This is a genomic window from Tardiphaga sp. 172_B4_N1_3 (assembly GCF_052076035.1).
GTDB lineage: Bacteria > Pseudomonadota > Alphaproteobacteria > Rhizobiales > Xanthobacteraceae > Tardiphaga > Tardiphaga robiniae.
The window spans coordinates 4,452,944-4,478,067 of the sequence record NZ_CP197238.1 but is presented as its reverse complement, the minus strand read 5'-3'; the positions used below and the strand labels follow the sequence as shown (position 1 = coordinate 4,478,067).

The window sequence follows — 25,124 nt, the reverse complement described above, 5'->3', positions numbered from 1 at the left end:
ATCTTCGGGCGCGTCGATGCGCTCAAGGATTTACTATGGCAGGGCAGAAGGGCTGTCGAGGGTGCCAAGGTTGAAACGCGCGGTGCGCCGGGATCACCGGCGCATGTCGCTGATCCCGGGATCAGCGGCACATCACGCTGATTTAAGTCAAACCGGTCCGGTGTCCTGATGCGATAATCAGCGAACCGCCGTCGTGTTCGAACTGGTGAGCGCGGTCGGCTGACCGGCCTTGATGACGCGGGCCGTCTGGGTGCCGTCGCTGGTGCCCGTGCGGGCGGCAATGCCGAAACCTGCAACCGCGATGCCGGCAACCAGGGCGACAACGACGATCTTCAGATGCGTGCTGCGGTCTGCGCTGTGGATCGAGTGGTTCATGGCGGCCTCCTGCCGTCTACGCGGCTACTTGTTGCATGGAGGTGTAGTCCCGGCCGGTTTCCAGCCGATGGCGTCCGTGTAGAAAATTGTTTCGTGGAAGCGGAGATTTGTTTCGTCGCGTAGCCGGATACTTATGAAACCAGCGGTTTTGGCGCCTTTGGTGGTATTCGCGTCATACGTATTGTTCGATGCCGGGGAGTCCCGACCCACGCTTGTCATTCCGGGCGCGGCCGGCACTTGCCGGACGCGAACCCGGAATCGCGAGATGTTCAGCGCAAAACAGGTCGGGATTCCGGGCGCGTGATCGCCGTCCGCGACGTCGCTCCCGCCCTCAGGCAAACCAATTGGTTTGCCGGGGAATGACGGGTTGGAGGCGGCAGATAGCCCCCAACATTTTTTCCTATTCTTTGTTGACAACATCCCTATAAGGATTATTATCTCCTCCGTCCGGCCCCGATGAGAGGGGCGAGCGCGATCGTCACGTTCGCGGGGCTGGATGCGGTGGACGCCGGAGATGCGGCGTCACGCGGTTCACGGAGGAACGTCTGTCTTCGGGCAGGACGGATCTGCGCCAGCACTGCCACTGGCAAGGAGACGACCGGCCTTCGGATGGAAAGACTCCCGGGACAGTGTGACGGACGACCAAGTCAAAACGTGTCCGGCCTATTCGCTTGAGGCTCCCTTCCCATCGCCTTGGGACTTTAATTCGCGATCGGAGCGTTCGTCGAGGCAAAGTGCAAGCAACCGAAAAAACACCGCAGGCGGAACGTCGGGCACTTGCCTGACGCCTCCGAAAGTCCTGATGCACTCTAAATTGCGGAAGACCGCATCGCATCAGGCCCAAGGGTGCAACGGGCACCCGGCGTTCCGCACGCCCTCTTGATTGAGGGTGGGAAGGAATGCGCAAAACTCGGACGCGCAAGCGCCGCGAGAATGCGAGCGTGTGTTTCCACGTCACCGAAGCAGGTACCGCCACCCCACTCGATTTAGGTAAGCACTCCTGCTTGTTATTGCGGAGGACGGACCTCAAAACTCCCACTCGACAGGCTCATGGGCAGACGAGGATCACATGATCATCAAGCCCAGCGCATCGTGGCACACCCGCTCGACCCTCAGCAGGTTGGCGCACATTCTCGAACGGACCGGACTCGCTTTGGTTGGGGCTGCCTGCGGGCTGTTCGTTGCCGAGGTTGGCCGCTTCATCGAGGTCATTGGCTCGGGTGAAGTCGTGTTCGCCATGATCATTTACGGGGCTACCGGCTTCTATCTCGGGATCGATCTGCCCCAGGTTCCTGCCGATTACCGCATGCATCTGCCGCTATGGCGCGGGCTGGGCAACAGTGCGGATATGGTGGAGCTGCTCACGGCGGCCGGTACCTTCATCACATCGGTGACGGCGATCACGTCAGTCTCCAGTATCATTCTGGGCGAAACCGTGCGCCCCAGGACGGCTGGCATCATCTGTTTGAGCTGGGCAATCGGCGCCACCATGCAGATCGCTGCCGGTATCATCGCGCGAATAGAGTTAGGCCGTGCCGTGAAAATGGCGAAGCTCGCGCTGTTCTCCCGGTGAAAGGTCAGGACAATCCCGGCTGACGGAGGTCGAACATGCCGCTCTATATGTATCAGGCTGCCTACACGCCGGAATCATGGGCCGCGCAAATGAAGAATCCGCAGAACCGCGTTGAATCCGTTGGACGGCAGACGACGGAGGCTGTCGGAGGACAATTGATCGGTGGTTGGTATTGCCTGGGCGAATATGACGTGATGCTGATCGCCGATGTGCCGGATATCGAGAGCATGGCGGCTATCGCCGTCGCGATTGCGGCGGGCGGCGCTATCAAGTCCAGCCAGACGACTGCATTGATGACCGGGGCGGAACTTGTGGCGGCTCTGAAGAAGTCGGAGTCCGTCATCAAGGGCTACAAGCCCGCCCGATAGACATCGGTGGCGTCGATCGCCCGCTATCGTCCCGGCGTCGCATTCACCAAAGCGAGGATCTCCGCGCCGTAATGCTCCAGTTTCTTGTCGCCGATCCCCGGGATTTCGCGGAGCTGGTCGAGCGTGGTGGGATGTTCGCTGGCGATGCCATCGATGGTGGCGTCGTGCAGCACGACATAGGCCGGGACGTTGCGCTTCTTCGCGACTTCCGAGCGCCAGGCGCGCAGCACGGCGAGCAGATCGGGATTGGCGTTGTCGCTGCGCGGTGCCGCGAGATCGCCGCGGCGGGATTTGCTGCGCGGCGCGCGGCCGGTGCCGCCGGTCTCCTCGCGGAACATCAGCTCGATCTCGCCCTTGAGCACACCGCGCGCTTCTTCGGTGAGCTTCAGCGCATTGAACGCGTCCGCGTCCGCATAGAGAAAGCCGCGCGCCACCAGTTGCCGCATCACGGCGCGCCATTGTTTCTCGGTGAGTTCGCCGCCGATGCCGAATACCGACAGCTTGTCATGGCCGAATTGCTTGACCTTGTCGGTGAGGCGGCCGATCAGCACGTCCACCAGATGCATGGCGCCGAATTTCTGCCCGGTGCGATAGGCGCAGGACAACAGCTTCTGCGCGGCGACGCTGCCGTTCCAGACTTTCGGCGGCGAGAGGCAATTGTCGCAATTGCCGCAGCGTGTGCCGGTCGCCTCTTCGCCGAAATAACCCAGCAGTCGGGTGCGCCGGCAATCGACGGTCTCGGCGAGGCCGACCAGCGCATCGAGCTTGCCGATGGAGACGCGCTTGAAGGTCTCCGATCCCGTGGACTCGTCGATCATGCGGCGCTGCTGCACGATGTCGGAAAGACCATAGGCCATCCACGCATTCGACGGCTTGCCGTCGCGGCCGGCGCGGCCGGTCTCCTGATAATAGGCCTCGATGCTCTTCGGCAGATCGAGATGGCACACGAAGCGCACATCGGGCTTGTCGATGCCCATGCCGAAGGCGACGGTGGCGACGATCACCACGCCGTCTTCATTGATGAAGCGATCCTGGTTGGTCTCACGCAGGCGCGCGTCGAGCCCGGCGTGATAGGGCAGCGCGAGGATTCCGGCCTTGTTCAATGCGGCTGCGGTGTCCTCGACCTTGGCGCGCGACAGGCAATAGACCACGCCGGCCTCGCCGGAATGCCGGTCGCTGATGAAAGCCTGCAACTGCTTCTGTGCGTTGGTCTTGTCGACGATCTCGTATTTGATGTTGGGCCGGTCGAAGCTCGCCACGAAATTCGGTGCGTCTTCCAGGCGGAGGCGTTGCACGATCTCCTGCCGGGTCAGATCGTCGGCGGTGGCCGTCAGCGCAATGCGCGGAATGTTCGGGAACCGTTCGGCGATGACCGAGAGGCCGATATATTCGGGCCGGAAGTCGTGGCCCCATTGCGCGACGCAATGCGCTTCATCGATGGCGAACAGGGCGATCTTGGCGCGGCCGAGCATCGACAGACAGCGCGGCGTGACCAGACGTTCAGGGGCGACGTAGAGAAGGTCCAGTTCTCCGGCGAGCAATTGCCGCTCGACCTCGTTGGCTTCGTCCCAAGACAGGGTGGAATTCAGCACCGCCGCCTTGACGCCCGCCTCAAGCAGGCCCGCGACCTGGTCGCGCATCAGTGCGATCAAGGGCGAGACGACGATACCGCAGCCCGGGCGTAGCAAGGATGGCAACTGGTAACACAGGGACTTGCCGCCGCCGGTCGGCATCAGCACCAGGCAATTGCCGCCATCGGTCACGTGGCGAACGATATCTTCCTGTGCACCGCGAAAACCCGGCAGGCCGAACACCGAATGCAGCACGGACAATGCGCCCGAGGTCTGGAACACGTCTGGCTGATTTTTCGATTGACGCGAGGCGCCGGCGGGAACGGACATGGCGCAGGTCTATTCCTGATTCGAGGGTCGCGTATATCCCGGGAAACGCGTCGTTCCCCCAGGAGAACGCGTCATTCCCGAGAGAATGCTTCATTCTCTATGGCATCGCGACGTTTCGCCTTGATCGCGCCGCTTTACCCCTGTCGATGATCCGTTCTAAGAGAATGAGTGCGCGACCGCGCCAGCGTCGCTGCAACCGGGCAAAAAGAAAAGCCGTATGCCATTCATTTTGCGAATCTTTTCTTGGCTTCTGAACCGTCGCCGCGGACCCAAGATCCGCTGGCACGCGGCCAATGAGAATGCCGCGCGCAAAGTGCGCCGGAAATTCAAAAAGGGGCCAAAGTCCGCGATCCTGTCCCATGTCATCGCGCATCGGCCGTCCGTGACGCTGGTGGGGCGGCTGCCCGCGGTCGAAATCTGGAACTTGTCCGATCCGAAGCGTGTCGCGCTGCTCTATCTGCAGCATGGCCGCCGGTTGCGGCTGCCAGCGCCAAAGGCGTTGATGGACGATGCCGTGAAGCGGGCCCGCGCCGCGGAATAGTGGACGTGGTCCACGCGGGGCCACTTGTGCCGTGTGACGTCATGGGCTTGACGGGCCAGTTCCGAGCGGGGATGGTCCCGCCCGGGTCACTCCGTTCCACACTCAATGAAAGACTTCTGCATGATCAAGCGTCTCGGTCCCGGCAAGCGTCTCAGCCAGGCTTCCATCCATGGCAACACCGTCTATCTGGCCGGCCAGGTGCCCGATGAATATTCGGGCGACGTCAAGACGCAGACCAAGCAGGTGCTCGACAAGATCGATGCGCTCCTCAAGGAAGCCGGCACTGACAAGAACAACATCCTCAGCGCCACCGTCTGGCTGCCGAATATCAATGACCGCGATGCCATGAATACGGTGTGGGATGCCTGGGTGCCCGACGTCGGTCCGGCACGCGCCTGCGTCGAGTCGAAGCTCGCCGACCCCGCTATCAAGGTCGAGATCGCCGTCATCGCAGCGATTCCGTAAATCATGTCACCCGTTGCCATTGCGGTCGCCCCCAACGGCGGCCGCAAGGTCAAGGCCGACCATCCCGCCGTGCCGCTGACGCCGGCGGAGTTGGCGGTGACGGCCGCGCATTGCCTCGAGGCAGGCGCGGCGATGATCCATGCCCATGTGCGCAACGCCGACGGCAGTCACCTGCTCGATACGGCGGCCTATCGGGACGCCATCGCGGCGATCCGCAGCGCAGTCGGCGACAGGCTCGTCATCCAGATCACCTCCGAGGCGCTCGGCAAATACACACCAGCGCAGCAGCGCGCGGTGGTGCAGGCGGTGAAGCCGGAAGCGGCGTCGCTGGCGCTGCGCGAACTGGTGCCCGATGCCAGCGAGGAGCAGGCCTTCGCCGATCTGCTCGGCTGGATGAAGCGCGAGCGCGTGACACCGCAAATCATTCTCTACGATGCGCAGGATGCTGCGCGGCTGGCCGAGTTTCGCAAGCGCGGGCTGGTGCCGTTCGAGAAGCTGCCAGTGCTGTTCGTGCTCGGCCGTTATACGGCGGGGCAGACGTCGCACCCGTCCGATCTGTTGCCGTTCGTCGCGCCCGCTGCGCCAACATTCGAACACTGGAGTGTCTGCGCCTTCGGTGCGCAGGAGACGGCCTGCGTCACCGCGGGCGCATTGCTGGGCGGCCATATCCGCGTCGGCTTCGAGAACAACGAATTGCTGCCGGATGGCTGCCGCGCCAAAGGCAATCAGGATCTGGTTGCGGCGGCGCGCCGCGCGATCGAGGCGGTTGGGCTTAAGCACGCGACGGCGGATGAGCTGCGCGCCGCGACGGCGGACTAATCAAACCACGGCCATTCCGCGCCGCCGTCATGCGTGACGGCGCCGCCGGGGGCCTGTCCGACGAGCTTGGCATATTTCGCCAGCGCACCGGCGCGGTGACGCGGCGGGCGCTGGGTCCATGCGGCCTTGCGTGCGGCGAATTCGGCATCACTGATCATCAGATCCAGTCGCCGCGCCGGCGCGTCGATGCGGATCTTGTCACCATCGCGCACCAGCGCGAGTGGGCCGCCGATATAGGCTTCCGGCGAGACATAGCCGATGCACATGCCGCGGGTGGCGCCGGAGAAGCGCCCGTCGGTGATCAGGGCGACCTTCTCGCCCATGCCCTGGCCGTAGATGAGCGCGGTGACTCCGAGCATCTCGCGCATGCCGGGGCCGCCGACCGGGCCTTCGTTGCGGATGATCAGCACGTCGCCTTCCTTGTAGTTCTGGTCCCTCACGGCGGCGACGCAGCTCTCCTCGTCCTCGAACACACGCGCCGTGCCCTCGAATACCGTCTTCTTCAGGCCGGCGACCTTGATCACCGCGCCATCGGGGGACAGGTTGCCCTTCAACACCGCGACGCCGCCATCAGGCATGATCGGCCTTGCTGAACTGTAGATGATCTCGCCATCGGCCTTGTTGGCATTGCCGTATTCTTCCGCAATCGTGCGGCCGGTGATGGTGATGCAGGAGCCATCGATATGGCCGCTCTCGACCAGCGCGCGTATGACGACCGCTGTGCCGCCGATATCGTAGACATCCTTGGCAACATATTTGCCGCCCGGCCGCAGATTGCCGATCAGCGGCGTGCGCGCGAACACCTCGCCGACATCGTCGATGGTGAATTTGATGCCGGCCTCGTTGGCGATGGCCGGCAGATGCAGTGCGGCATTGGTCGAGCCGCCGGTGGCGGCGACGATGGCGGCGCCGTTCTCCAGCGATTTGCGCGTGACGATGTCGCGCGGCAGCGGGCCATTGTTGCGCAGCATGTCCATCACAAGACGTCCGGCACGCCGCGCGAATTGCGCGCGTTCGGCATAGACGCCGGGGATCATCGAGACATTGGGCATGGTGATCCCCAGCGCTTCGGATACCATCGCCATCGTATTGGCGGTGAACTGGCCGGCGCAGGCGCCGATGGTCGGAAGACACGCGCGTTCGATGGCTTCCAGCTCCTGCTTGTCGATGTCGCCGGTCATGAAGGCGCCGACGGCTTCATAGGAATCCAGCGCGGTCAGCGTCTTGCCTTTGTGCAGTCCCGGCAGCGAACTGCCGCCATAGATGAAGATCGACGGCACGTTGCAGCGGACCATGCCCATGATGACGCCGGGCAACGTCTTGTCGCAGCCACCGAAGCCGATCAGCGCGTCATAGGCGAGGCCGTGCATCACAGCTTCGATACTGTCGGCGATGATTTCGCGCGACAGCAGCGAGAACTTCATGCCCTCATGGTTCATGCTGATGGCATCGGAGACCGAGATGGTCGAGAACTCGCGCGGTGTGCCGCCGGCTTCCGAAATACCGGTCTTGGCGGCGTCGACCTGAAAGTCATGGGTCATGTTGCAGGGCGTCTGCTCGCCCTTCATCGACACCACGCCGATCATGGGTTTTGCGATCGCCTCGTCGTCGAGGCCCATGGCGCGCATGAAAGCGCGGTGCGGGGCACGGTCGAGGCCGTCGGTGGTGACGCGGGATCGCAATTTCTTCATGGGGCGTATCTTTCCGTTTCTTGGTCTTGTCGTTCAATGCAGTGAGGCCACGCCGCGGGGCGTGGCCTCAGGACATCATACAATGAGATATCGTGTCTTGCTCTACTGGATCGGCGCGACGATGGTCGGGTGTTTGAACTGCATCGCGTCCATCTTCGGCAGCATGCCGGCCTCGGTGTAGATATCGAGCATCTTCTGCATGGCGGGGAAGTTCGGTGCTGCGCCCGGGTCGCGGGCGAAGTCGTTCTCCTTCAGCAGATAGGTCTCCAGCACCGGGATCGGCGCCTTCATGACTTCGTTGACGACCTTCAGCGTTTCCTCGCGGTTGGCCAGCGCCTTCTTCATGCCAAGGGTGATGTCGGCGACATAGGCCTTGGCGAGTTCGGGGTTCTTGTCGACGAAATCGGCGCGGCAGGCTTCAAGGATGTGCACGATGTTCGGCATCGCCTCGTTCAGCGAGAACAGCTTGCGTGTGCCGCCCTTGGCTTCCATGCGCGCGGCAAATGGCTGGTTCATGTTGATCGCGTCGACGCGACCTTGGCGCAGTGCATCCTCGGAAGCTGCGAAGCCGATCTCGATCAGCTTGACGTCCTTCTCAGGATCGACGCCGGCGCCCTTCAGCAGCATCTTGAACGGACCATAGGTGCCGCCGCCGATGACGGAAATGCCGACATTCTTGCCCTTGAGATCGGCGATGGTCTTGATCGGCGAGTCGTCCTTCACGGCCCAGTAGACCGAGAAGCTGCCGGGCTTTTCCGACACGTGCTGCGCGACGATATAGGCCTTGAGGTTGCCGCCGTTGACGCCGTTGGCGAGCGACAGCACGCCCTGGGTGGCGCAATCCAGCGCGCCGGCGGCGAGCGCCTGCGTCATCGGCGAGGTACCCTGAAACTGGGTCCATTCGATATTGTAGGTCTTGCCGAGATTGGTGAATTCGGTCGGGCGCTTCATCATCCAGTATTTGGATTCTTCGGCTGGAATGGTCCAGCCGACCTTGATGGTCGGGATTGTCTGCGCCTGTGCCGTACCCGACAGCGCCCCCGCCGCGAGAGCTGCCGCGATCAGCCACTTCGAAGAACCCAGCTTCATGCCCGCTCACTCCCGTTTGATGATGGCCAGACCCGGCCAAAAGAAAAGCCCCACTGTCTTGAAGCCTTTCATGCTTCAAATATTCTGGCAAGCGAGGTGCGTGCCCAACATTCATTCGTGCTGTGGCGCAACATTTGGCAGTTACGCAGGCGTTGATATCATCGTTGCTGCGGCTGCGGACGCAGCGTAGATAGCTCGCGGATGCGAGCAGCGTGGCTCGGCGGCAGAAGGACAACGGCGTCAAAATGGTGGATTCAGCGGGCGGCAAAGAGAAGCTCGGTTACCTCGGCCTCGGCCTGATGGGACTGCCGATGACCAAGCGGTTGCTGGGCGCCGGTTACGATGTGGCCGTCTGGAATCGCTCGCCCGGCAAGGCCAATGCTCTGGTGGAGGCCGGTGCGAAAGCAGCCGCCAGCCCGCGTGATGTCGTCGCGCATGCCAGCATCGTCTTCATGTGCCTCACCGATGCATCGGCGGTGGAGGAGGTCGTGTTTGGCGACAACGGTCTGTCCGGCGCCGATGGCAACGGCAAGCTCGTCGTCGATTTCTCCTCGATCCATCCGGATAAGACGAAGTCCATCGCGGCGCGGCTGAAGGCGGCGAACGGCATGGGCTGGATTGATGCGCCGGTGTCGGGCGGCACCAAGGGCGCTGAGGAAGCCACGCTGGCCATCATGGCCGGCGGCGAGGCCGCCGATGTCGAACGTATCAGGCCCTATATTCTGGCGATGGCGCGTAACTTCACGCATATGGGGCCGACCGGCGCCGGGCAGATGACCAAACTCTGCAACCAGGTGATCGTCGGCTGCGCCATGGCGGTGCTGGCGGAAGCAACGCGGCTCGCGGTGAATGCCGGCATCGACGCCAAGCGTCTGCCGGAAGCGCTCGCGGGCGGTTTTGCAGACTCGATCCCGCTGCAACTGTTCGTGCCGCGCATGGCGCAAGGCATTCACTCGCCGCCGCTCGGCCACATCCATACGATGCTCAAGGACCTCGATACGGTCGTCGCCGTGGCGCAGGACACATCGACGCCGGTGCCGATGGCTGCGCTCGCGGCGCAGATATTCCGCATGGGTAAGGCGGTGCGCGGCGCCGATGCCGACGCGCTGGAGATCTACAAGCTGTCGGCGCCCAAAGAGTGAAGATCAAGGAATGAAGGTTCTGGTGATTGGCGCGGCCGGCATGATCGGCCGCAAGCTGTGTGAGCGGCTGCTGAAGGACGGTCATGTCGGCGGTGGGGAAATCGGCGATCTTGCGATGGCCGATGCGATCCCCAGCGATCTGGTTGGCGCGCGCAGCATCATGGTCGATCTCGCAAAACCGGATGCGCCCGCAGCACTGCTGGCGTCAAAGCCTGACCTGATCTTCCATCTTGCTGCGGTCGTCTCCGGCGAAGCCGAACAGAATTTCGACAAGGGCTACGCGGTCAATCTCGACGGCACGCGCAATCTGTTCGAGGCGATCCGCGCGATGGGGGGTGGTTATCGCCCTCGCATCGTCTACACCTCGTCCATCGCGACCTTCGGCGCGCCTTATAGCGGTCCTATCGCCGACGATTTCTTTCACACGCCGCTGTCGAGCTACGGGACGCAGAAGGCGATGTGCGAATTGCTGCTGGCGGACTATACGCGGCGCGGCTTCTTCGACGGCATCGGCATTCGCCTGCCGAATATCTGCGTGCGGCCGGGCAAGCCCAATGCGGCAGCGTCGGGTTTCTTCTCCAATATCATTCGCGAGCCGCTGGCCGGGCGTGAGGCGGTGCTGCCGGTAACCGACGACGTCGGGCAGACACATGCCAGTCCGCGCGCGACGACGGAATTCCTGCTTCATGGCGCGACGCTCGACAGCGCCAAGCTCGGCGCACGCCGCACGGTGATGATGCCCGGCGTGCGGGCATCGGTCGCGGACATGATCGCGGCGCTCCGCCGCGTGGCAGGTGACAGTGTTGTGACACGCATCGAGCATGTGCCAGATCCCGCCACGATGGCGATGGTTGCCGGATGGCCCACGATGTTCGATACCAAACGTGCGCTGGCGCTAGGCTTTCAGGCGGAACAGAGTTTCGATTCCATCATTCATGCTCATATCGAGGATGACCTCGATGGCGTCTTTGTGCGTTAGCGGTTAAGGACAATCATGGCGCGCGATATCATCATGGCGGCGGGAGGCATTGTCGTGCAGCGGGGCGAGACGCCGCTGTTCGCCGTGGTCTGCCTGCGCAAGCGCGGCGACTGGGTGTTGCCGAAGGGCAAGCTCGACAACGGCGAGACGCCGCGCGACGCAGCCGAGCGCGAGGTGCTGGAAGAGACCGGCCATGCCGCGTCGGTGCATGACTATCTCGGTGCCCTGGCCTATCCGCTCGGTGAACGGACCAAGGTCGTGCATTTCTGGCACATGGAGGCCGCGGCCGCGCCGTCACGCAAGTTGATGAAGGATATCAGCGAAGTCGCGTGGCTGCCATTTGACGCCGCGCTGGCGCGGCTGACGCGCAGCCATGAACATGCGTTCCTCGCGCAGGTCGGGCCCATGGCGCTGGCGGCAGCAAGGGCAGCGCCGGTCGTGGATGGCGAGCCCGTGCGGCCAATTGCCGTGGGGCCTGTCAGCGTGCGACGTGACACGGGGTTCTTCGCGAAGATCCGGAACTGGTTGAACGGGTAAGTTCTCTCGTTGCAGCGATGGCTGAAGCGGCGGGCTCAGTGCGTGTTGGTCGCGTCATCGAAGCGCAGCACATTGCCGAACGGGTCGGTGATCTTTGGGGCCGTATCGGTCGGACTCGGGCGCGCGAAACGGGCCCGCTTGTCATGCAGCTCCTTTGCGAAAGCCGCGATATTGCTGCCGCGGATATAGACCACGTTGCCCGGCGTGCCGTCGCCATAGTGTTCGCTGAGATGCAGCTTCACGCCGCCGCGCGACACCTGCATGTAGAGCGGGGAGTCCGGCTCGTAACGATGTTTCCAGTCGATCGCAAAGCCGAGGAAGTCGACATAGAACTCCTTCGCTTTAGCAATGTCATAGATGCGCAGAACCGGAATTGCCGGTTCGAAAGTGACGTCGGTCATCGCTGTCTCCCGCTCGTGGCGTAGGGGAGATTATCGCAGCGAAGTCGTCATTGACTAGATCGTGCGGCTAGGCGCCGCGCATGATCACGCCGTACCAGCCGAGACCTTTGTAAGTCTCATAGCCCGGTGTGGCATGGAAGGCGACGAGGCCGCCGGAACGGTCATGATAGAAGCCACTGCGGCGGCCGTTCAAGGCCAGTGGGATGCGTTCGGTGAGCAGGCCCTGGCCGTCGGACGAGGCGATGACGCGCAGGTTCGAATCCACCAAAAGTACGCGCGTCTTGTCGTCGTCGACGCGAACGCCCTCGACGATGGCGCGCGCCTGGGCTTCCCAGTCGAAATGAATCGCGAGCACGCCGATGGCGCGGCCATTGGCCTTGCCGCCTTCGCGCACGCTGGCGCAATAGGTCGCGACCTGCGCATTGTTCAGGAGCGGCTGGCGCTCGACGTCGCCCGCGGTGTAGTCGTCGCCGGAGCGCAGCGTACGGGCGTCGCGAAACCAGGCGGTGCCGGCGATGTTCTGGCCCATCACATTGAAACGATCGCCACGGCCGCTGGCGATGACATTGCCCTGCATGTCGCACAGCCAGAGATCGAGATAGACGGTGTAGGCGCCGAGGATCACGGCGAGCCGCTCCGATACATGGGCGACGGTGGCATCGCTCGGTGCGGCTGCGCAATCGACGACGGCCGAGTCGGTTGCCCACCAGCGGACGTCGCAGGTGCGCTCATAGAGATTGCGGTCGATCAGCTCGATGGCGTTGAGCGACAGATCGACCATGCGTTCGCCGCGCGAGCGTTCGGTCATCTTCTCGATCGAGGCCATTAGGCTGCCGGTGCGGGCTGTGAGCTGGGATTCCAGATCGCGCGCGATGGTCTCGACCTGCTGGCCGACATTACGCACTTCCTGCGCGACGACGGCGAAGCCCGCGCCCTGCGCGCCTGCCCGCGAGCTTTCGATCAGCGCGTTCAGCGCCAGCATCTTCATCTGGTTGGTGATGTGCTGGATCGACCGGGTCTTCTCGCAGGCGATCTCGTTGACCTCGGCGGTCAACCGCCCGATCAGCGCGGAGATATCGGAGCTATCGTCGTTCTCTTCGGTTGCATTGGCATGCGCAGAATGACTGCTGCGGTTCATTGCCAAGACCATCGTCGTATCCCCGTTGACAGCAATTAGTTACCTCCCGGTTATTGCCCGGTCATGGTTAATCGTGGCTTAATTTTCCGTGTGCCGGGTTCCGCCGACTTGCACGAATAAGCGGCAGGAGTGCGCAACAGGCACTATCTCATTGCGTCTGGTCATGTGCGGCCGCATCCGTAGGACGTTCGATGCCCCCTAGCGGTACAAATTAGGGCGTCATTAGTGATGCTTATGCACGCGCCCCCCGATTGCCCTGACCAACAACGCGATATCAACCACACTCGTGCAGGCTCAAAGCTTCATAGGCCGAGCCATTGTGATGAGCGTTCTCGAAGACCTGACCGGTGCGACCACGTCGGAACTGTCCGACGAATTGATCTTCCAGATCGCCTCGGCGTCCAGCTCCGAGCAGCGCAAATACGCGGCTGACCTGTTCCGGTATTTCGCCAAACAGCTCGAATTCGAATCTTATCGGCGCGGGCAGCAGAGCATGGCCGTTCCACAGCTTCCGTCGCCGGCCATGATTATCGACGCGACGCCCGAACACGACGAAGCGCCCACGATCCAGCCGTCGGATGACCCTGGCGATGACCCGTCCGTCGGTCTGATCCCGCCGGTGAGCTGGCAGGATTGACGGCGGCGCGACAGTTTTACGTCAGATCCGTTGCTTCCTACCGATTGGCTTAACCATTCGCAGGCCAAATGAGTCGCGAGTGATTCGAGCGTTGCAATCGTGAAGAGCGGGCGTGCCAGTGAGTGTAGTTATCCCTTTCCCCATGCGTGTAGCGGCCCCCCAGGCCGATGAGTGCGAAATCGATCTGCTGAGCGCCGTCGATCTGGCGATCCGCGATCTCCGCGAAATCTCCCAGACCGCGAACGACATCGCGCAGGCGCGTGCGCGTGAATGCCTGGCCATGCTGGAAAGCGCCTATCACGGTGCGCTGCAGGGCTGACGCATTCTGAGTGCGCCGACAGGAGATCAGCGATGCTGTTTCTGGTGATCTCGAATCCGCGCGCCGATCGTCCGTCCGACATGGCGGCCGCGCGTCAGAGCTTCTGGCCGTGGATGGCGGGGTATCAGGCGTCGGGCATCTGCCAGCACATCTATCCGCGCGTCGGCCGCGGCGTGGTCGCGGTGTTCAAGGTCGATGGCAATGAAGTGCTGCATCGCATCCTGAACGAATGGGCCGATATCATCCCGGCGCAGTTCGAGGTCTATCCGCTGGTCGATCTCGATGCGACCACGGCTCTGCTCGCATCGCAGGTCGCTGCTTCAAAGTAGCGTCGCGAGTTTCAGTTCCCGATCAGCCTTTTCGCGCGGAAACCATCGGTTTGCACCATGGACTCGGCAAATCCGCGTCGCTATATGCGTGATCTCTCCCTTACCAGTATCGGGCACTTTTCATGACGACCACTGACACCGCTGCACCCGTTTCCCAGCCGTTCCAGGCCGAAGTCGCCGAATTGCTGAACCTGATGGTTCACTCGGTCTATTCCGAGACCGACATTTTTCTGCGCGAACTGGTCTCCAATGCGTCCGATGCCTGCGACAAGCTGCGCTATGAGGCGATCGCCAATCCGCAGCTGATCCCCGACGGTCAGTCGCCCAACATCACCATCATTCCGGACAAGGCGGCGGGCACGCTGTCGATCGTCGATACCGGTATCGGCATGGATCGCCAGGAACTGATCGACAACCTAGGGACCATCGCGAAATCCGGCACCAAGTCATTCCTGTCGCGCCTGACCGAAGCCAAGGATGGCTCCAACCTGATCGGCCAATTCGGCGTCGGCTTCTATGCGGCCTTCATGGTGGCGGAGAAGATCGTCGTCACCAGCCACCGTGCCGGTACTCATGACGCCTTCACCTGGACCTCGACCGGCGGTGCCGGTTTCGAGATCGGCCAGGTCAGTGACGGCATGAGCGTGCCGACCGGCACGTCGATCGTGCTGCATCTGAAAGACGACGCGAAGAAATATCTCGAGACCTATGAGATCGAGCGCATTGTCGGCGCCTATTCGGACAACATCCAGTTTCCGATCATGCTCAAGGACGGCGACGCCGAGCCGCGGCAGATCAATTCGGCCAGCGCGCTGTGGCAGCGCTCCAAGTCCGAACTGACGCCGGAGGATTACAGCGCGGCTTACAAGTCTATCGCGCATGCCTATGACGAACCGGCGATGACGCTACATTACCGTGCCGAGGGCCGCTATTCCTATGCGGTGCTGCTGTTCGCGCCATCGCAGAAGCCGTTCGACCTGTTTGAGCCGAACCGCAAGGGCCATGTGAAGCTCTATGTGCGCCGCGTCTTCATCACCAACGATGCGGACCTGTTGCCGTCCTATCTGCGCTTCATCCGCGGCGTCATCGATGCCGAGGATCTGCCGCTGAACCTCTCCCGGGAGATGCTGCAGAACAATCCACAGCTCGCGCAAATCCGTAAGGCCGTGGCGACGCGTGTGATCGGTGAGCTGGAGACGCTGAGCGAGAAGGATGCCGAGACCTTCACCAAGATCTGGGATGCCTTCGGTCCGGTGATCAAGGAAGGCATCTATGAGGACTTCGAGCGCCGCGAGAAGCTGCTGGCGCTGTCGCGCTTCACCACGACCTCGGGCGAGAAGCGCTCGCTGAAGGATTATGTCGCCGACCTGAAGCCGAACCAGACCGAGATCTATTATCTCGCCGGTGACAGCCTCGATCGCCTGAAGTCAAATCCGAAGCTGGAAGCCGCCAAGTCGCGCGGCATCGAAGTGCTGCTGCTGACCGACGCGGTCGATGCGTTCTGGTCGTCGGCGCCGCTGGATTTCGACGGCAAGCCGCTGAAGTCGCTGAGCCAGGGCGAGGTCAATCTCGATCTGATCCCGCGCATTGATGAAGATGCGACCAAGGACGAGCCGAAGACCGAGACCGATGAGGCGGCGACCATCGCCGTCATCAAGGATGCGCTCGGCGAGCGCGTTTCGGACGTGAAGGTCTCGACGCGTCTGACCACGTCGGCCTCGTGCCTCGTGGCCGGCGGCGCCGGCCCGGACCGCGAACTTGAGCGTATGCTGGCGATGCAGAACCGTGGCTCGGTGACCAAACCGATCCTTGAAATCAATCTGCGCCATCCGCTGGTGGCGAAGATCGCGGGCGCGGACAAGGCGTCGGGTGGCGAGGCGTCCGACATCGCGTTCCTGCTGCTCGAGCAGGCGCAGATCCTCGATGGCGAATTGCCGGAAGATCCGGCCGCCTTTGCAAGCCGTCTTAACCGGCTGGTGCTGCGCGGGCTCTGATCGCCGACCATTCACGGCGCGGGGCATTCGTCCCCGCGCTTTTGATGCCAAGGAATTCCCCCATGAGCACTGTCTTCGAGAAACTCATCGCGAAATATGCCGAGCGCGGCGATTTCGAGCGCCTGCAGGGTTATCGGGACGATCGTCTGGCCATCCTGAAGAGCATTCAGGATGGGACATACGAGAAGATGCACCTGATCTCCGACGCCGATCCTGTCTCGATGGTCGCGGAGATCGAGCGGGAACTCGCCTGTATCGACGCTGCGCTGAAAAAGCGGATGCAGTGACCGCGCGCGTGCGTTGCAGCAATCGTCGTTGGGCGTGGTCTTGAACTAACGCAAGGCTGATCTGCACATTTCGGCTAAGTCGAAAGATTATCTGGTTCGTCCCGAGCTTCTCACATAGCGTGCGCCCAAATTGAAAACCTGGGAGGCATTGATGAAATTCGGACTGTTGTCGACGGCTGCGCTGTGCGGTCTTTTCCTGGCCGCGCCGGCCTCGGCGCAAGGCGTCAAGATCGGCATTCTCAACGATCAGTCCGGTGTCTATGCCGATTACGGCGGCAAATATTCGGTCGACGCCGCCAAGATGGCGATCGAGGATTTCGGCGGCGAGGTGCTCGGCAAGAAGATCGAACTGGTCACCGCGGATCACCAGAACAAGCCTGATCTCGCCGTCTCGATCGCGCGGCGTTGGTATGACGTCGAAGGCGTCGACATGATCACTGAATTGACCACCTCGTCGGTGGCGCTCGCGGTGCAGGAGCTCTCCAATCAGGAGAAGAAGATCGACATCGTGGTCGGCGCGGCCTCGTCGCGCGTCACCGGCGATGCCTGCACGCCCTATGGCTTCCACTGGTCGTTCGATACACGCGCCTTGGGTGTTGGCACCGGCGGCGCGCTGACCGAAGCTGGCGGCGATACCTGGTTCTTCCTCACCGCGGACTACGCCTTCGGCTATTCGCTGGAGAAGGACACCGGTGACATTGTGAAGGCAAAGGGCGGCAAGGTGCTCGGCGCCGTTCGCCATCCGCTGAACTCGTCGGACTTCTCGTCGTTCCTGCTGCAGGCGCAGGCGTCCAAGGCAAAGGTCATCGGCCTTGCCAATGCTGGTCTCGACACGACCAACGCCGTGAAGCAGGCGGCTGAATTCGGCATCGTCGCCGGCGGCCAGAAGCTCGCCGGCCTCCTGCTGACGCTGGCCGAAGTGAACGGCCTCGGGCTGCAGGCCGCGCAAGGCCTGGTGCTGACGGAATCTTTCTATTGGGATCGCGACGACAAGTCGCGTGAGTTTGCCGATCGCTTCTTCAAGCGCACCCAGCGCATGCCGAACATGATCCAGGCCGGCACCTATTCGTCGACACTGTCCTACCTCAAGGCAGTCAAGGCGGCAGGCACCAAGGACTCCGAAGCTGTCGCGAAGAAGCTGAAGGAACTTCCGGTCGATGACGCCTTCGCCCAGGGCGGCAAAGTGCTCGCCAATGGCCGCATGGTGAAGGACCTCTATCTGTTCGAGGTCAAGAAGCCGTCGGAATCCAAGAAGCCATGGGATTACTACAAGCAGCTCGCCGTGGTGCCCGGCGACAAGGCCTATCCGACTGCAGCCGAGAGCGGCTGCCCGCTGACGAAGTAAGCTTCGCTACTTAACCTCTCCCCGCAAAGCGGGGAGAGGTTAAGTAGCAGCCTCAATATCCCGTCATCTCAAGATAACCCACGCCGCTGTGGCTCCCGGCGAAGCTCACCGGCCCTTCCCAATAGGGGAAGCTCGTCGTCATCCAGCTCCAGGTATTCAGCGGCGAGGTCGCGATCTGCAATCCGCGCGATGCGATCGATACCTTCCATGACGTCGGGATCCTGCGGCCGGCGATCTCCGTCATGACTGTCGGCGTCATATCTATGGCGCCTGGGGCAAGCTGTTCGGATTTTCCGTCCGCGGTGATCCAGTTGCCGGCAAAATAATGCGCGCCATCTTTCTGCCTGAGACGAAACAGCATCAGCTTTGCATTATCGGGCAGATGCAGCGAGAACCAGTCCCAGCCGGTCTGGTCGGAAGCCAGCGGCTGGCTCGAATATTCCCTGTCCATCCAGGCGTGGCCAGTGACGGCGATCTCCTTGCCGTCGATGGTCAGCGCGCCCGATGCGGTGAAATAGGGCTGGCTGTAGTAATACGACGCCTGGCCGCGTTCGGATTTGCGGCTGAAACCATTTTCGCCCTGCAGCACGAGTGGCTGCTTTGCATTGAGCCGTAGCCGGTAGCTGAAATCCGCTGACGATGCCGACACGTCGAGCGGCGCAACCGACCTGTCGTCGAAGTTCTCAAGCCCGCGCATTTCCCACGCATCGATCCATGCACGGAACGGTGTTGTCGTGACACCGGCCTGACCGACGCCGCCGCGGGCAAAACTCTCGGCTGCATGATGCGCGGTCGCCGATGTCACCGCCGCATGGCCCATCCAGATCTGCGGCGTTGCCCAGCCGTCGCCTTGCGCGCCCGCCGCCATTGCCTGGCGAAACAGTGTCCACTGCGCGCCGTAAGCATTGCCGTTCGTGTCAGTGAGATTGGCGGTGAGGTACCACCATTCGATACGGTAATCCGGATGCGGGCCGTGGTCGGCCGGAAAGGTGAGGGGGCGGCCCGGAACGACAGTCGCAAAACCTTCGGCGTCGCGGCCGAGGCCGGCAAAGCCCTGGGCAAATGCGCGTGAGCCGCCGAGGCCGAGCAATCCGGCGGCGCCGATCAAGCTGCGACGCGTGATGAGGCTATCGCTCATTGGCGAACACTTTCACCAGTGTGGCCGGCTGCATGCGCAGCAGTTTCAGGATCGGTAGCAGAGCTGCGAGTAGCGAGGCCAGCATGGCAACGCCCAGCAACTGGACCAGTTGCAGCGGAAACACATGGAACGGCAGGCGCCAGCCAAAGGCCTTTACGTTGACAATAGCGATGAGGCACCACGCCACCAGCAGCCCGAGGGGCAGCGCCAGCAGTGAGGTAATCAAGGCAACCGACAGCGTCTTCAACAGCTCGATCCCGGCCAGCCGACGGCGCGTGATGCCGATGGCCCAGAGCGGGGCCAGTTGGGGCAGGCGCGAATTGCTCAGTGTGAGCAGGCTGGTGAGGAGCGCGACGCCGGCAACGCCAAGCGTAAAGGCATTGAGCGCGGCCGTCACCGCGAAAGTGCGGTTGAAGATCGCCAATGACTCCGTTTTCACTGTCGTCTGGTCGGCGAGGTTGCGGCCGTCGAGACCGAAGCGCGTGCGGATGGCGTCGATCAGCGCGGGCACGGCCGCGGGGGCCACGCGCAGGCCCATGCGCGTCTGCGAAATGTCAGGGAAATGTTTGACCAGCGCATCGATGTTCACGCCGATCTGGCCTTTGGGATTGCCGTAATCCGCATACACGGCAACGACGTCCATCGGCCATGTGCCGGTCGGCGTCGGCACGTCCAGACGATCGCCGAGTTTGAGCTTCATGCGAAGCGAGAGTTGTTCGCTGACGAGTGCGCCGTCGCCGCTGCGCACGCGATCCCATGCGTCGCTGGTAGAATCCAGCAGCGGCCATTGATCGCGATAGGTGGCGTGATCGGCGAAGCCGAGAAGCTCGATCGGCGCACCGTTGAAATGCAGGTCGGTGCGGCTGCCCGGCAGAACTGCCTGCACGTCGGGGCGCGTCTTCAGCCAGGTCTTGATCTCGCTCGCCTGCTTCTCGCTCGCCGCGTTCAGATAGATCTCGGACGCCAGCCGCCCGTCGAGCCAACCCGTAAAGGTCCGGCTGAAACTCTCCACCATGGTGCCGACGCCGACATTGACGGCCAGCGCCAGCAGCAGCGCCATTAGCGCCAGCGACAGGCCGGAGAGTTGCAGCCGGCTGTCGGCCCAGAACCATGTGACGAGTGGCCGTCGCGTGCTGCGTTCACCGCCGGCAAGGACGATGCCGAGGATGACCGGCAATGCGAGCGCTGCGCCGAGCAGGAGCGCCGCCAGCACGAAAAAGCCAGCAATCAGTGAATCGCCAAGCCAGAGCGCAAGTCCGGCAGCGATGAACACGAGCAATGCGCCCGCGCCTTGCAGCCGCAGCCAGCGATGCTGTGCCTGTTGCCAGGCATAGGGCTGTGCGGTGGCGAGCAAGGGCAGGCGGACAGCTTTCAGCAAGCTCGATGTCGCCGCCAGCAGCGCGCCGATGATGGAAATCGCGAGGCCAGCGAACCACCATTCGGGCTTCAGTGTCAGTTGCCCCGGGATCTGCGCGCCATAGAGCCCGCGCAAGCTGGCCGCAACGTCGGGCAGCAGCGATGCGGCGATGAAATAGCCGCAGACGAGACCGATGACGCCGGCGATCAGCGCGATGCTGACAAGCTCCAGCAACAGCACGCTGTTGAGCTGCCGCGCCGAGACGCCGCAGGCACGCAAGGTGCGCAGCATCGGCAGGCGCTGTTCGAAGCCGAGGCCGATGGCCGAATTGACGATGAACAGCCCGACGAAGAAGGATAGCAGGCCGAAGGCGGTGAGATTGAGATGGAAGCTGTCGGTGAGACGTTCGAGGTCGGTCTCTGCATCTGGCTGCACCAGCCGCAACCGATCGACGGCGACGCTTTCAAGCGAAGCGCGGGGACCCTTGGCGCTGCCGATCAGCAGGCGCGAGATCTGATCCGGCATCTTCAGCAGTTTCTGCGCAATGCCGATATCGACCACCAGCACGCCGGGTGCGAGTTGCGGCTGCAGTTTCAGGGGCGGCAGTAGCGCTCCGTCATTGAGCGCGGGCGTCGCGCCCTCGGCGAGGCCGAGGCTGGCCACTGTCTCCGGCGCGATCAGGGCTTGCCCGGGCGGCGTGAGAAACGCCTGCACGCCGGTCCTGCCGATCTCCGTCGCAGCGCTGGCTTCGACAGGCATGGTCACCGGCTCGATGCCGAGCAGGCGCACCGAGCGGCCGCCAATTTGCACGCGGCCTTCGATGACAGGCGACACAGGCCAGCCTGCGCGTCGGAGATCGACAAAGAGCTGTTGCGAAAACGCGCTGCCATTGGTTGCGACCAGCATCGGCGTGCGCGTGCCGCCGAAGGCGGCGGCGGCGCGGTCATAGCTGGTGCGCGCCTGCTGGTTGAGCGCCTGCACGCCGCTCCATAATGCGGTCGCGGCGATCAGGCCGATCAGGAGTGTCGCGAACTGCATCGGATGCCGGCGCCAGTGGCTGAGTAGCACCGCAAGGATCCAGAGCGCGCGTCTCACGCGATCAATCCGGCATGAAGATGGATGCGGCGATCCAGCGTGGCGGCGAGACGCTCGCTATGGGTCACCATCAGGAAACCGCAGCCGGTGCGCGCCACGAGATCGCGCGCCAGCTTCAAGACTTCGTCAGCCGTATCCTCGTCGAGATTGCCGGTCGGTTCATCGGCGAGCAGCAGCAGTGGCTTCGAGGCCAGCGCGCGGCCGATGGCGACGCGCTGTTGCTGGCCGCCGGAGAGCTGCTCGGGATAGCGCTTGAGCAGCGCGCTGAGGCCGAGCCGTTCGGTGAGTTCGCTTTGCCAGGCTGCGTCGTGCTTGCCGGAGATGCGCGCCTGAAATGCGAGATTGTCGGCGACCGACAGCGACGGGATCAGGTTGAACTGCTGGAACACGAGGCCGAGCCGATCGCGGCGTAAGGCGGCGCGGGCGGAATCATGGGGGCCGGTGACGATGATGTCGCCGAGTCGGATCTCGCCGCCGTCGGCTTCATCGAGGCCAGCGATCAGATGTAACAGCGTGCTTTTGCCGCTGCCGGATTCGCCGGTCAGCGCCACGCTCTCGCCGGCGGCAACGCTGAGATCGACGCCGCGCAGAACGGCGACCTCTTCCTGGGCTGAACGATAGGATTTGGTGAGATGGCGAACCGTGAGCATGCGGTGCCATCATAGCAGATACATGCCGGCCGCGCGATGACGCCAGCGTTACCGCTTGCGCTCCGACACCAGCGCCAGCAGCACCGTCGCGGCCATGAAGCAGGCGGATGCGCCGAACACCCAATGCGGCAATGCGTGGTCCATGAACCAGCCGAACAGGATGGGACTGATGATGCCGCCGAAATTGAAGCCGGTGGAGACGATGCCGAAGGCGCGGCCGGCAGCACCGGGAGGGGCCGCCTCGCGGACCAGCATGTCGCGCGACGGCGTCAGCACGCCGCCGAGGAAGCCCGCGGTGGTCATGGCCGCGACGATCACCGGCGTCGGCAGCGTGAACACGGCGATGGCACAGATGATGGCGGCATTGATCGTGAAGCACACGGCGGCGACGCGGCTGTGGTGTCTGGTGCGATCGGCCAGCCAGCCGCCGGCAAGCACGCCGACGGCGCTGGCCGCGAGGAAAGCGGTGAGGGCGATATTCGCCGATGACAGCGATGTGCCGTAGCCGTTCATCAGCGCGACGATGCCAAAGCTGTTGATGCCATTCTGCGACAGCGACAGCAGCGTGAAGAACAGCGTCAGCATCAGGATTGCCGGGGTCATCATGCTGACCTTCGGCGAGTCGGCGCCCTTGGCATCATCGCCATCAGCCATCGCGCCGGCATCGGGAATGCCGACCACGATCAGCATCAGTGCAATTGCCACGCCGATGGCGCCCGCGACGATCAGCGCGCCCTGGCCGCCGATACCAACCAGCAGTGCCGCCATCAGGGGAGGCGCGACTGCGCCGCCGACGAAGCCTGCGAATGTATGGATCGAAAATGCGCGACCCATCTTCGACTCGTCCATATGCGCAGCGAGGATGGCGTAGTCGGCCGGATGATAGACGCTGTTGGCGAGGCCGAGCAGCGCGGCGCAGACGATCAGCGCGGGATAGCTGAGCAACAGGCCGAGCGCGATCAGCGCGCAGCCGCCGAGCATGACGCCGAGGATCAGGATCTTGCGCGCGCCGATGCGGTCGACGAGATAGCCGATCGGCGCCTGAGTGAGGCCGGAGACGACAGCGAACGTGGTGAGGGCGAAGCCGAGTTCGATATAGCCGACGCCGAGCCGGTCCTTCAGGAACGGGAACAGCATTGGCAGCACGAAGATGTGGAAGTGACTGACCCAATGCGCAGTGGAAATCGCCGTCAGCGTCCGCGTCGCCGAAGGGACGTGGTCACGCGACGCGAGATGCGAGGTCGAGGCCGGAATATCGACCATATGCGTTTCCACCCAAGGCGGCTGACGGCCGCTTTTTGCAGCCTCGAAAAGGTGCGCTATGCCTACGTTCTCAGCAGGTTAATGTCTATCAGCGCTGCGACATGCAGGTGTTGCGGCCCGTGCAGGGCGGCAGCGGGAAACGCGACCACGGCCCGGGAATGCGACATGATTAAGCATGATGACGAGCAGCCCGAATTTTAAGCCGCTGCGGATCCTGCTGTCGGAAGGCACCAGCACCTCCGCGCGGGAGGCTGTCACCGTGCTCGGCCTTGCTGGCCATATGGTGGATGTCTGCGATCCCGCCGCTGCCGGGCTGGCGCGGTTCTCGCGATTTGTCCGCATGTATCACCGCTGCCCGGGAATGCGGGAAAATCCCCTGGGCTTCCTGCGGTTCATCGAAGGCCTGCTGGCGACAGGCAACTACGACGTGCTGCTGCCAATCCACGAACAGGGCTTCCTATTCGCGAAAGTGCAGGAGCGGCTGAGGCCGCTGGCCGGCCTGGCCTTGCCGTCCTTCGCGAGCTACCGGGCGGCGCATAGTAAGGCCGGTTTCAGCCGTATGCTGAGCGAGCTTGGATTGCCGCAACCCGAGACCCAGATCGTCGCCGGCGCTGACCTGCTCCGCAACGCTGTCCGCTTCCCCTGCGTTATCAAGACCGCCATCGGCACTGCGAGCCGCGGCGTCTGGATGGTGCGCAATGATGCTGACCTTGCGCAGGCCGTGAGAGAAATTGAGACCGGCAACGGCTTTGCCGGCGAGCTGCTGGTGCAGGCTCACGCCGCGGGCGCGACCGAGAAGGCGCAGGGTGTGTTCTGCCGCGGCGAACTGGTCGGCTTTCACGTCACTCGCCAGATCATGGAAGGTGCCGGCGGCGGCGATGCCATCAAGCGCAGCGTGCGGCGCGACCGTGTGCGTGACGATCTCGCGGCCATCGGTAGGCATCTCGCCTGGCACGGCGCGCTGTCGATCGACTTCATCATGCCGGACGATGACGGCGGGCCATTCTATATCGACTGCAATCCGCGGCTGGTGGAGCCGATGGCCGCCTGGCTCGCCGGCGTCGATCTGGTCGATCTGCTGCTGCGAGTCTCGCTGGGCGAGACTCCGGCGGTCGCGCGGGCAACGCGCGAGGACGTCGTCACGCATCAGGCCATGCAGGTGCTGCTCGGCAGTGCGCAGCGCGGTGGCGACAGGCGCGATCTGCTACGCAGCTGCCGCGATATCTGGTGTCGCCGTGGCGACTATGCCGGCAGCACCGAAGAGCTCACGCCGGTGCGCATCGACTGGCTCAGCGTAGCGCCGCTGATGATAACTGCGCTGTTGCTGCTGGTGTCGCCGGGGCTGTCGCATGTGCTGGCGAAACGCGGCTGGGGCCAGCATCTGCTCGATGTCGGGACGGTTGCGGCCATCGAAAGCGAGACGTTTTAGTTTCATCCGGCCGCGTTAGAGTTGAATAGTTGCGGCAGACGCGGCCGGCTCCCTCTCCCCGCTGTGCGCGGGGAGAGGGGTGGGGTGAGGGGCGTGGCACCTCAGCCACTGTCATCTCCGCTTCTTCGATTCGATAGGTCTTGCTAGGCGGCAACTGCAGTGCGCCGCCCCTCACCCGGATCACGCGCGATGCGCGCGACCCGACCTCTCCCCGCGCAAGATGCGGGGAGAGGTAAGAGGCGATTGATGTGTATCAATGTGT

The 25,124-nt window shown here is 63.2% G+C and carries 25 protein-coding genes; 15 read left to right on the top strand and 10 right to left on the bottom strand.

All coding sequences use genetic code 11. The features are described from left to right. Positions 1-177: 177 nt before the first annotated feature. A complete protein-coding gene (locus AB7783_RS21170) occupies positions 178-375 on the bottom strand; it encodes a hypothetical protein (RefSeq protein ID WP_089263559.1) in 198 nt (65 codons plus the stop codon). A 1,069-nt stretch (positions 376-1,444) separates the two neighbouring features. Between AB7783_RS21170 and AB7783_RS21165 the strand changes: the two genes are divergently transcribed. Together AB7783_RS21165 and AB7783_RS21160 are read left to right on the top strand one after the other, a co-directional pair. Next, positions 1,445-1,948, top strand: a complete 504-nt coding sequence (locus AB7783_RS21165; protein WP_210269244.1) for a hypothetical protein — start codon at positions 1,445-1,447, stop codon at positions 1,946-1,948. A gap of 35 nt (positions 1,949-1,983) precedes the next feature. Then, positions 1,984-2,316 (top strand): GYD domain-containing protein, encoded by a 333-nt coding sequence (locus tag AB7783_RS21160; RefSeq protein ID WP_089267827.1) that lies wholly within the window; start codon positions 1,984-1,986, stop codon positions 2,314-2,316. A 23-nt stretch (positions 2,317-2,339) separates the two neighbouring features. Here AB7783_RS21160 and recQ read toward each other — a convergent pair whose 3' ends face one another. Next, complete coding sequence (gene recQ / locus AB7783_RS21155) at positions 2,340-4,217, bottom strand: DNA helicase RecQ (RefSeq protein WP_441278728.1); 1,878 nt, start codon at positions 4,215-4,217, stop codon at positions 2,340-2,342. A gap of 313 nt (positions 4,218-4,530) precedes the next feature. On the opposite strand from recQ, the gene AB7783_RS21150 reads away from it, so the two are divergent. From AB7783_RS21150 to AB7783_RS21140, 3 genes are all read left to right on the top strand, one after another. Next, the gene (locus tag AB7783_RS21150) at positions 4,531-4,758 is read left to right on the top strand and encodes a hypothetical protein (protein WP_147421582.1); all 228 of its coding nucleotides are present in this window, start codon (positions 4,531-4,533) and stop codon (positions 4,756-4,758) included. A gap of 120 nt (positions 4,759-4,878) precedes the next feature. Beyond that, entirely contained in the window at positions 4,879-5,223 is a 345-nt protein-coding gene (locus AB7783_RS21145; RefSeq protein WP_089267869.1) for a RidA family protein, read from the top strand. Between the two features lie 3 nt (positions 5,224-5,226). After that, the gene (locus tag AB7783_RS21140; protein WP_441278727.1) at positions 5,227-6,042 is read left to right on the top strand and encodes a 3-keto-5-aminohexanoate cleavage protein; all 816 of its coding nucleotides are present in this window, start codon (positions 5,227-5,229) and stop codon (positions 6,040-6,042) included. Here AB7783_RS21140 and ilvD read toward each other — a convergent pair. Both ilvD and AB7783_RS21130 read right to left on the bottom strand, forming a co-directional pair. Next, the gene (ilvD, locus tag AB7783_RS21135; RefSeq protein ID WP_441278726.1) at positions 6,039-7,733 is read right to left on the bottom strand and encodes a dihydroxy-acid dehydratase; all 1,695 of its coding nucleotides are present in this window, start codon (positions 7,731-7,733) and stop codon (positions 6,039-6,041) included. The two genes, AB7783_RS21140 and ilvD, sit on opposite strands and share 4 nt — an antisense overlap. A 102-nt stretch (positions 7,734-7,835) precedes the next feature. Then, positions 7,836-8,822, bottom strand: a complete 987-nt coding sequence (locus AB7783_RS21130; protein WP_184512260.1) for an ABC transporter substrate-binding protein — start codon at positions 8,820-8,822, stop codon at positions 7,836-7,838. A 245-nt stretch (positions 8,823-9,067) separates the two neighbouring features. On the opposite strand from AB7783_RS21130, the gene AB7783_RS21125 reads away from it, so the two are divergent. Genes AB7783_RS21125 through AB7783_RS21115 form a run of 3 tightly spaced genes read left to right on the top strand, consistent with a single transcriptional unit; the run spans position 9,068 to position 11,480 of the window. Further along, the gene (locus AB7783_RS21125) at positions 9,068-9,964 is read left to right on the top strand and encodes an NAD(P)-dependent oxidoreductase (protein WP_441279733.1); all 897 of its coding nucleotides are present in this window, start codon (positions 9,068-9,070) and stop codon (positions 9,962-9,964) included. A 10-nt stretch (positions 9,965-9,974) separates the two neighbouring features. Next, positions 9,975-10,943: a D-erythronate dehydrogenase gene (gene denD, locus AB7783_RS21120; RefSeq protein WP_441278725.1), complete on the top strand. Its 969-nt coding sequence runs from the start codon at positions 9,975-9,977 to the stop codon at positions 10,941-10,943. Between the two features lie 15 nt (positions 10,944-10,958). Next, positions 10,959-11,480: an NUDIX hydrolase gene (locus AB7783_RS21115; protein WP_089267820.1), complete on the top strand. Its 522-nt coding sequence runs from the start codon at positions 10,959-10,961 to the stop codon at positions 11,478-11,480. 35 nt (positions 11,481-11,515) lie between these two features. On the opposite strand, the gene AB7783_RS21110 is transcribed toward AB7783_RS21115, so the two are convergent. Both AB7783_RS21110 and AB7783_RS21105 read right to left on the bottom strand, forming a co-directional pair. Continuing rightward, positions 11,516-11,881, bottom strand: coding sequence for a glyoxalase superfamily protein (locus AB7783_RS21110; protein ID WP_441278724.1), 366 nt, complete (start codon positions 11,879-11,881; stop codon positions 11,516-11,518). 67 nt (positions 11,882-11,948) lie between these two features. Then, positions 11,949-13,019: a methyl-accepting chemotaxis protein gene (locus AB7783_RS21105; RefSeq protein WP_441279732.1), complete on the bottom strand. Its 1,071-nt coding sequence runs from the start codon at positions 13,017-13,019 to the stop codon at positions 11,949-11,951. A 322-nt stretch (positions 13,020-13,341) separates the two neighbouring features. On the opposite strand from AB7783_RS21105, the gene AB7783_RS21100 reads away from it, so the two are divergent. From AB7783_RS21100 to AB7783_RS21075, 6 genes are all read left to right on the top strand, one after another. Beyond that, positions 13,342-13,656, top strand: a complete 315-nt coding sequence (locus AB7783_RS21100; protein WP_441278723.1) for a hypothetical protein — start codon at positions 13,342-13,344, stop codon at positions 13,654-13,656. 142 nt (positions 13,657-13,798) lie between these two features. After that, positions 13,799-13,975 carry a hypothetical protein gene (locus tag AB7783_RS21095; protein WP_210269243.1) on the top strand — a complete coding sequence of 59 codons (177 nt, stop codon included), beginning with the start codon at positions 13,799-13,801 and terminating at the stop codon, positions 13,973-13,975. A gap of 32 nt (positions 13,976-14,007) precedes the next feature. Beyond that, a complete protein-coding gene (locus AB7783_RS21090) occupies positions 14,008-14,304 on the top strand; it encodes a DUF3303 family protein (protein ID WP_120287442.1) in 297 nt (98 codons plus the stop codon). Positions 14,305-14,426: 122 nt separating this feature from the next. Continuing rightward, complete coding sequence (gene htpG / locus AB7783_RS21085) at positions 14,427-16,298, top strand: molecular chaperone HtpG (protein ID WP_441278722.1); 1,872 nt, start codon at positions 14,427-14,429, stop codon at positions 16,296-16,298. 62 nt (positions 16,299-16,360) lie between these two features. Then, positions 16,361-16,585, top strand: a complete 225-nt coding sequence (locus tag AB7783_RS21080; RefSeq protein ID WP_120287440.1) for a hypothetical protein — start codon at positions 16,361-16,363, stop codon at positions 16,583-16,585. 151 nt (positions 16,586-16,736) lie between these two features. Continuing rightward, complete coding sequence (locus AB7783_RS21075; protein ID WP_441278721.1) at positions 16,737-17,930, top strand: ABC transporter substrate-binding protein; 1,194 nt, start codon at positions 16,737-16,739, stop codon at positions 17,928-17,930. Positions 17,931-17,982: 52 nt separating this feature from the next. Here AB7783_RS21075 and AB7783_RS21070 read toward each other — a convergent pair whose 3' ends face one another. The 4 genes from AB7783_RS21070 to AB7783_RS21055 are packed head-to-tail and all read right to left on the bottom strand — an operon-like array spanning position 17,983 to position 23,433. Then, positions 17,983-19,068, bottom strand: coding sequence for a lipocalin-like domain-containing protein (locus tag AB7783_RS21070; protein WP_441278720.1), 1,086 nt, complete (start codon positions 19,066-19,068; stop codon positions 17,983-17,985). Next, positions 19,058-21,520 (bottom strand): FtsX-like permease family protein, encoded by a 2,463-nt coding sequence (locus tag AB7783_RS21065; RefSeq protein ID WP_441278719.1) that lies wholly within the window; start codon positions 21,518-21,520, stop codon positions 19,058-19,060. The genes AB7783_RS21070 and AB7783_RS21065 overlap by 11 nt, the downstream gene beginning before the upstream one ends. Beyond that, on the bottom strand, positions 21,517-22,170 hold the full coding sequence (locus tag AB7783_RS21060) for an ABC transporter ATP-binding protein (protein WP_441278718.1): 654 nt from the start codon (positions 22,168-22,170) through the stop codon (positions 21,517-21,519). The genes AB7783_RS21065 and AB7783_RS21060 overlap by 4 nt, the downstream gene beginning before the upstream one ends. Before the next feature lie 48 nt (positions 22,171-22,218). After that, entirely contained in the window at positions 22,219-23,433 is a 1,215-nt protein-coding gene (locus AB7783_RS21055; protein ID WP_441278717.1) for an MFS transporter, read from the bottom strand. Between the two features lie 175 nt (positions 23,434-23,608). On the opposite strand from AB7783_RS21055, the gene AB7783_RS21050 reads away from it, so the two are divergent. Then, positions 23,609-24,862, top strand: coding sequence for a hypothetical protein (locus tag AB7783_RS21050; RefSeq protein ID WP_441278716.1), 1,254 nt, complete (start codon positions 23,609-23,611; stop codon positions 24,860-24,862). Positions 24,863-25,124: the final 262 nt, after the last annotated feature.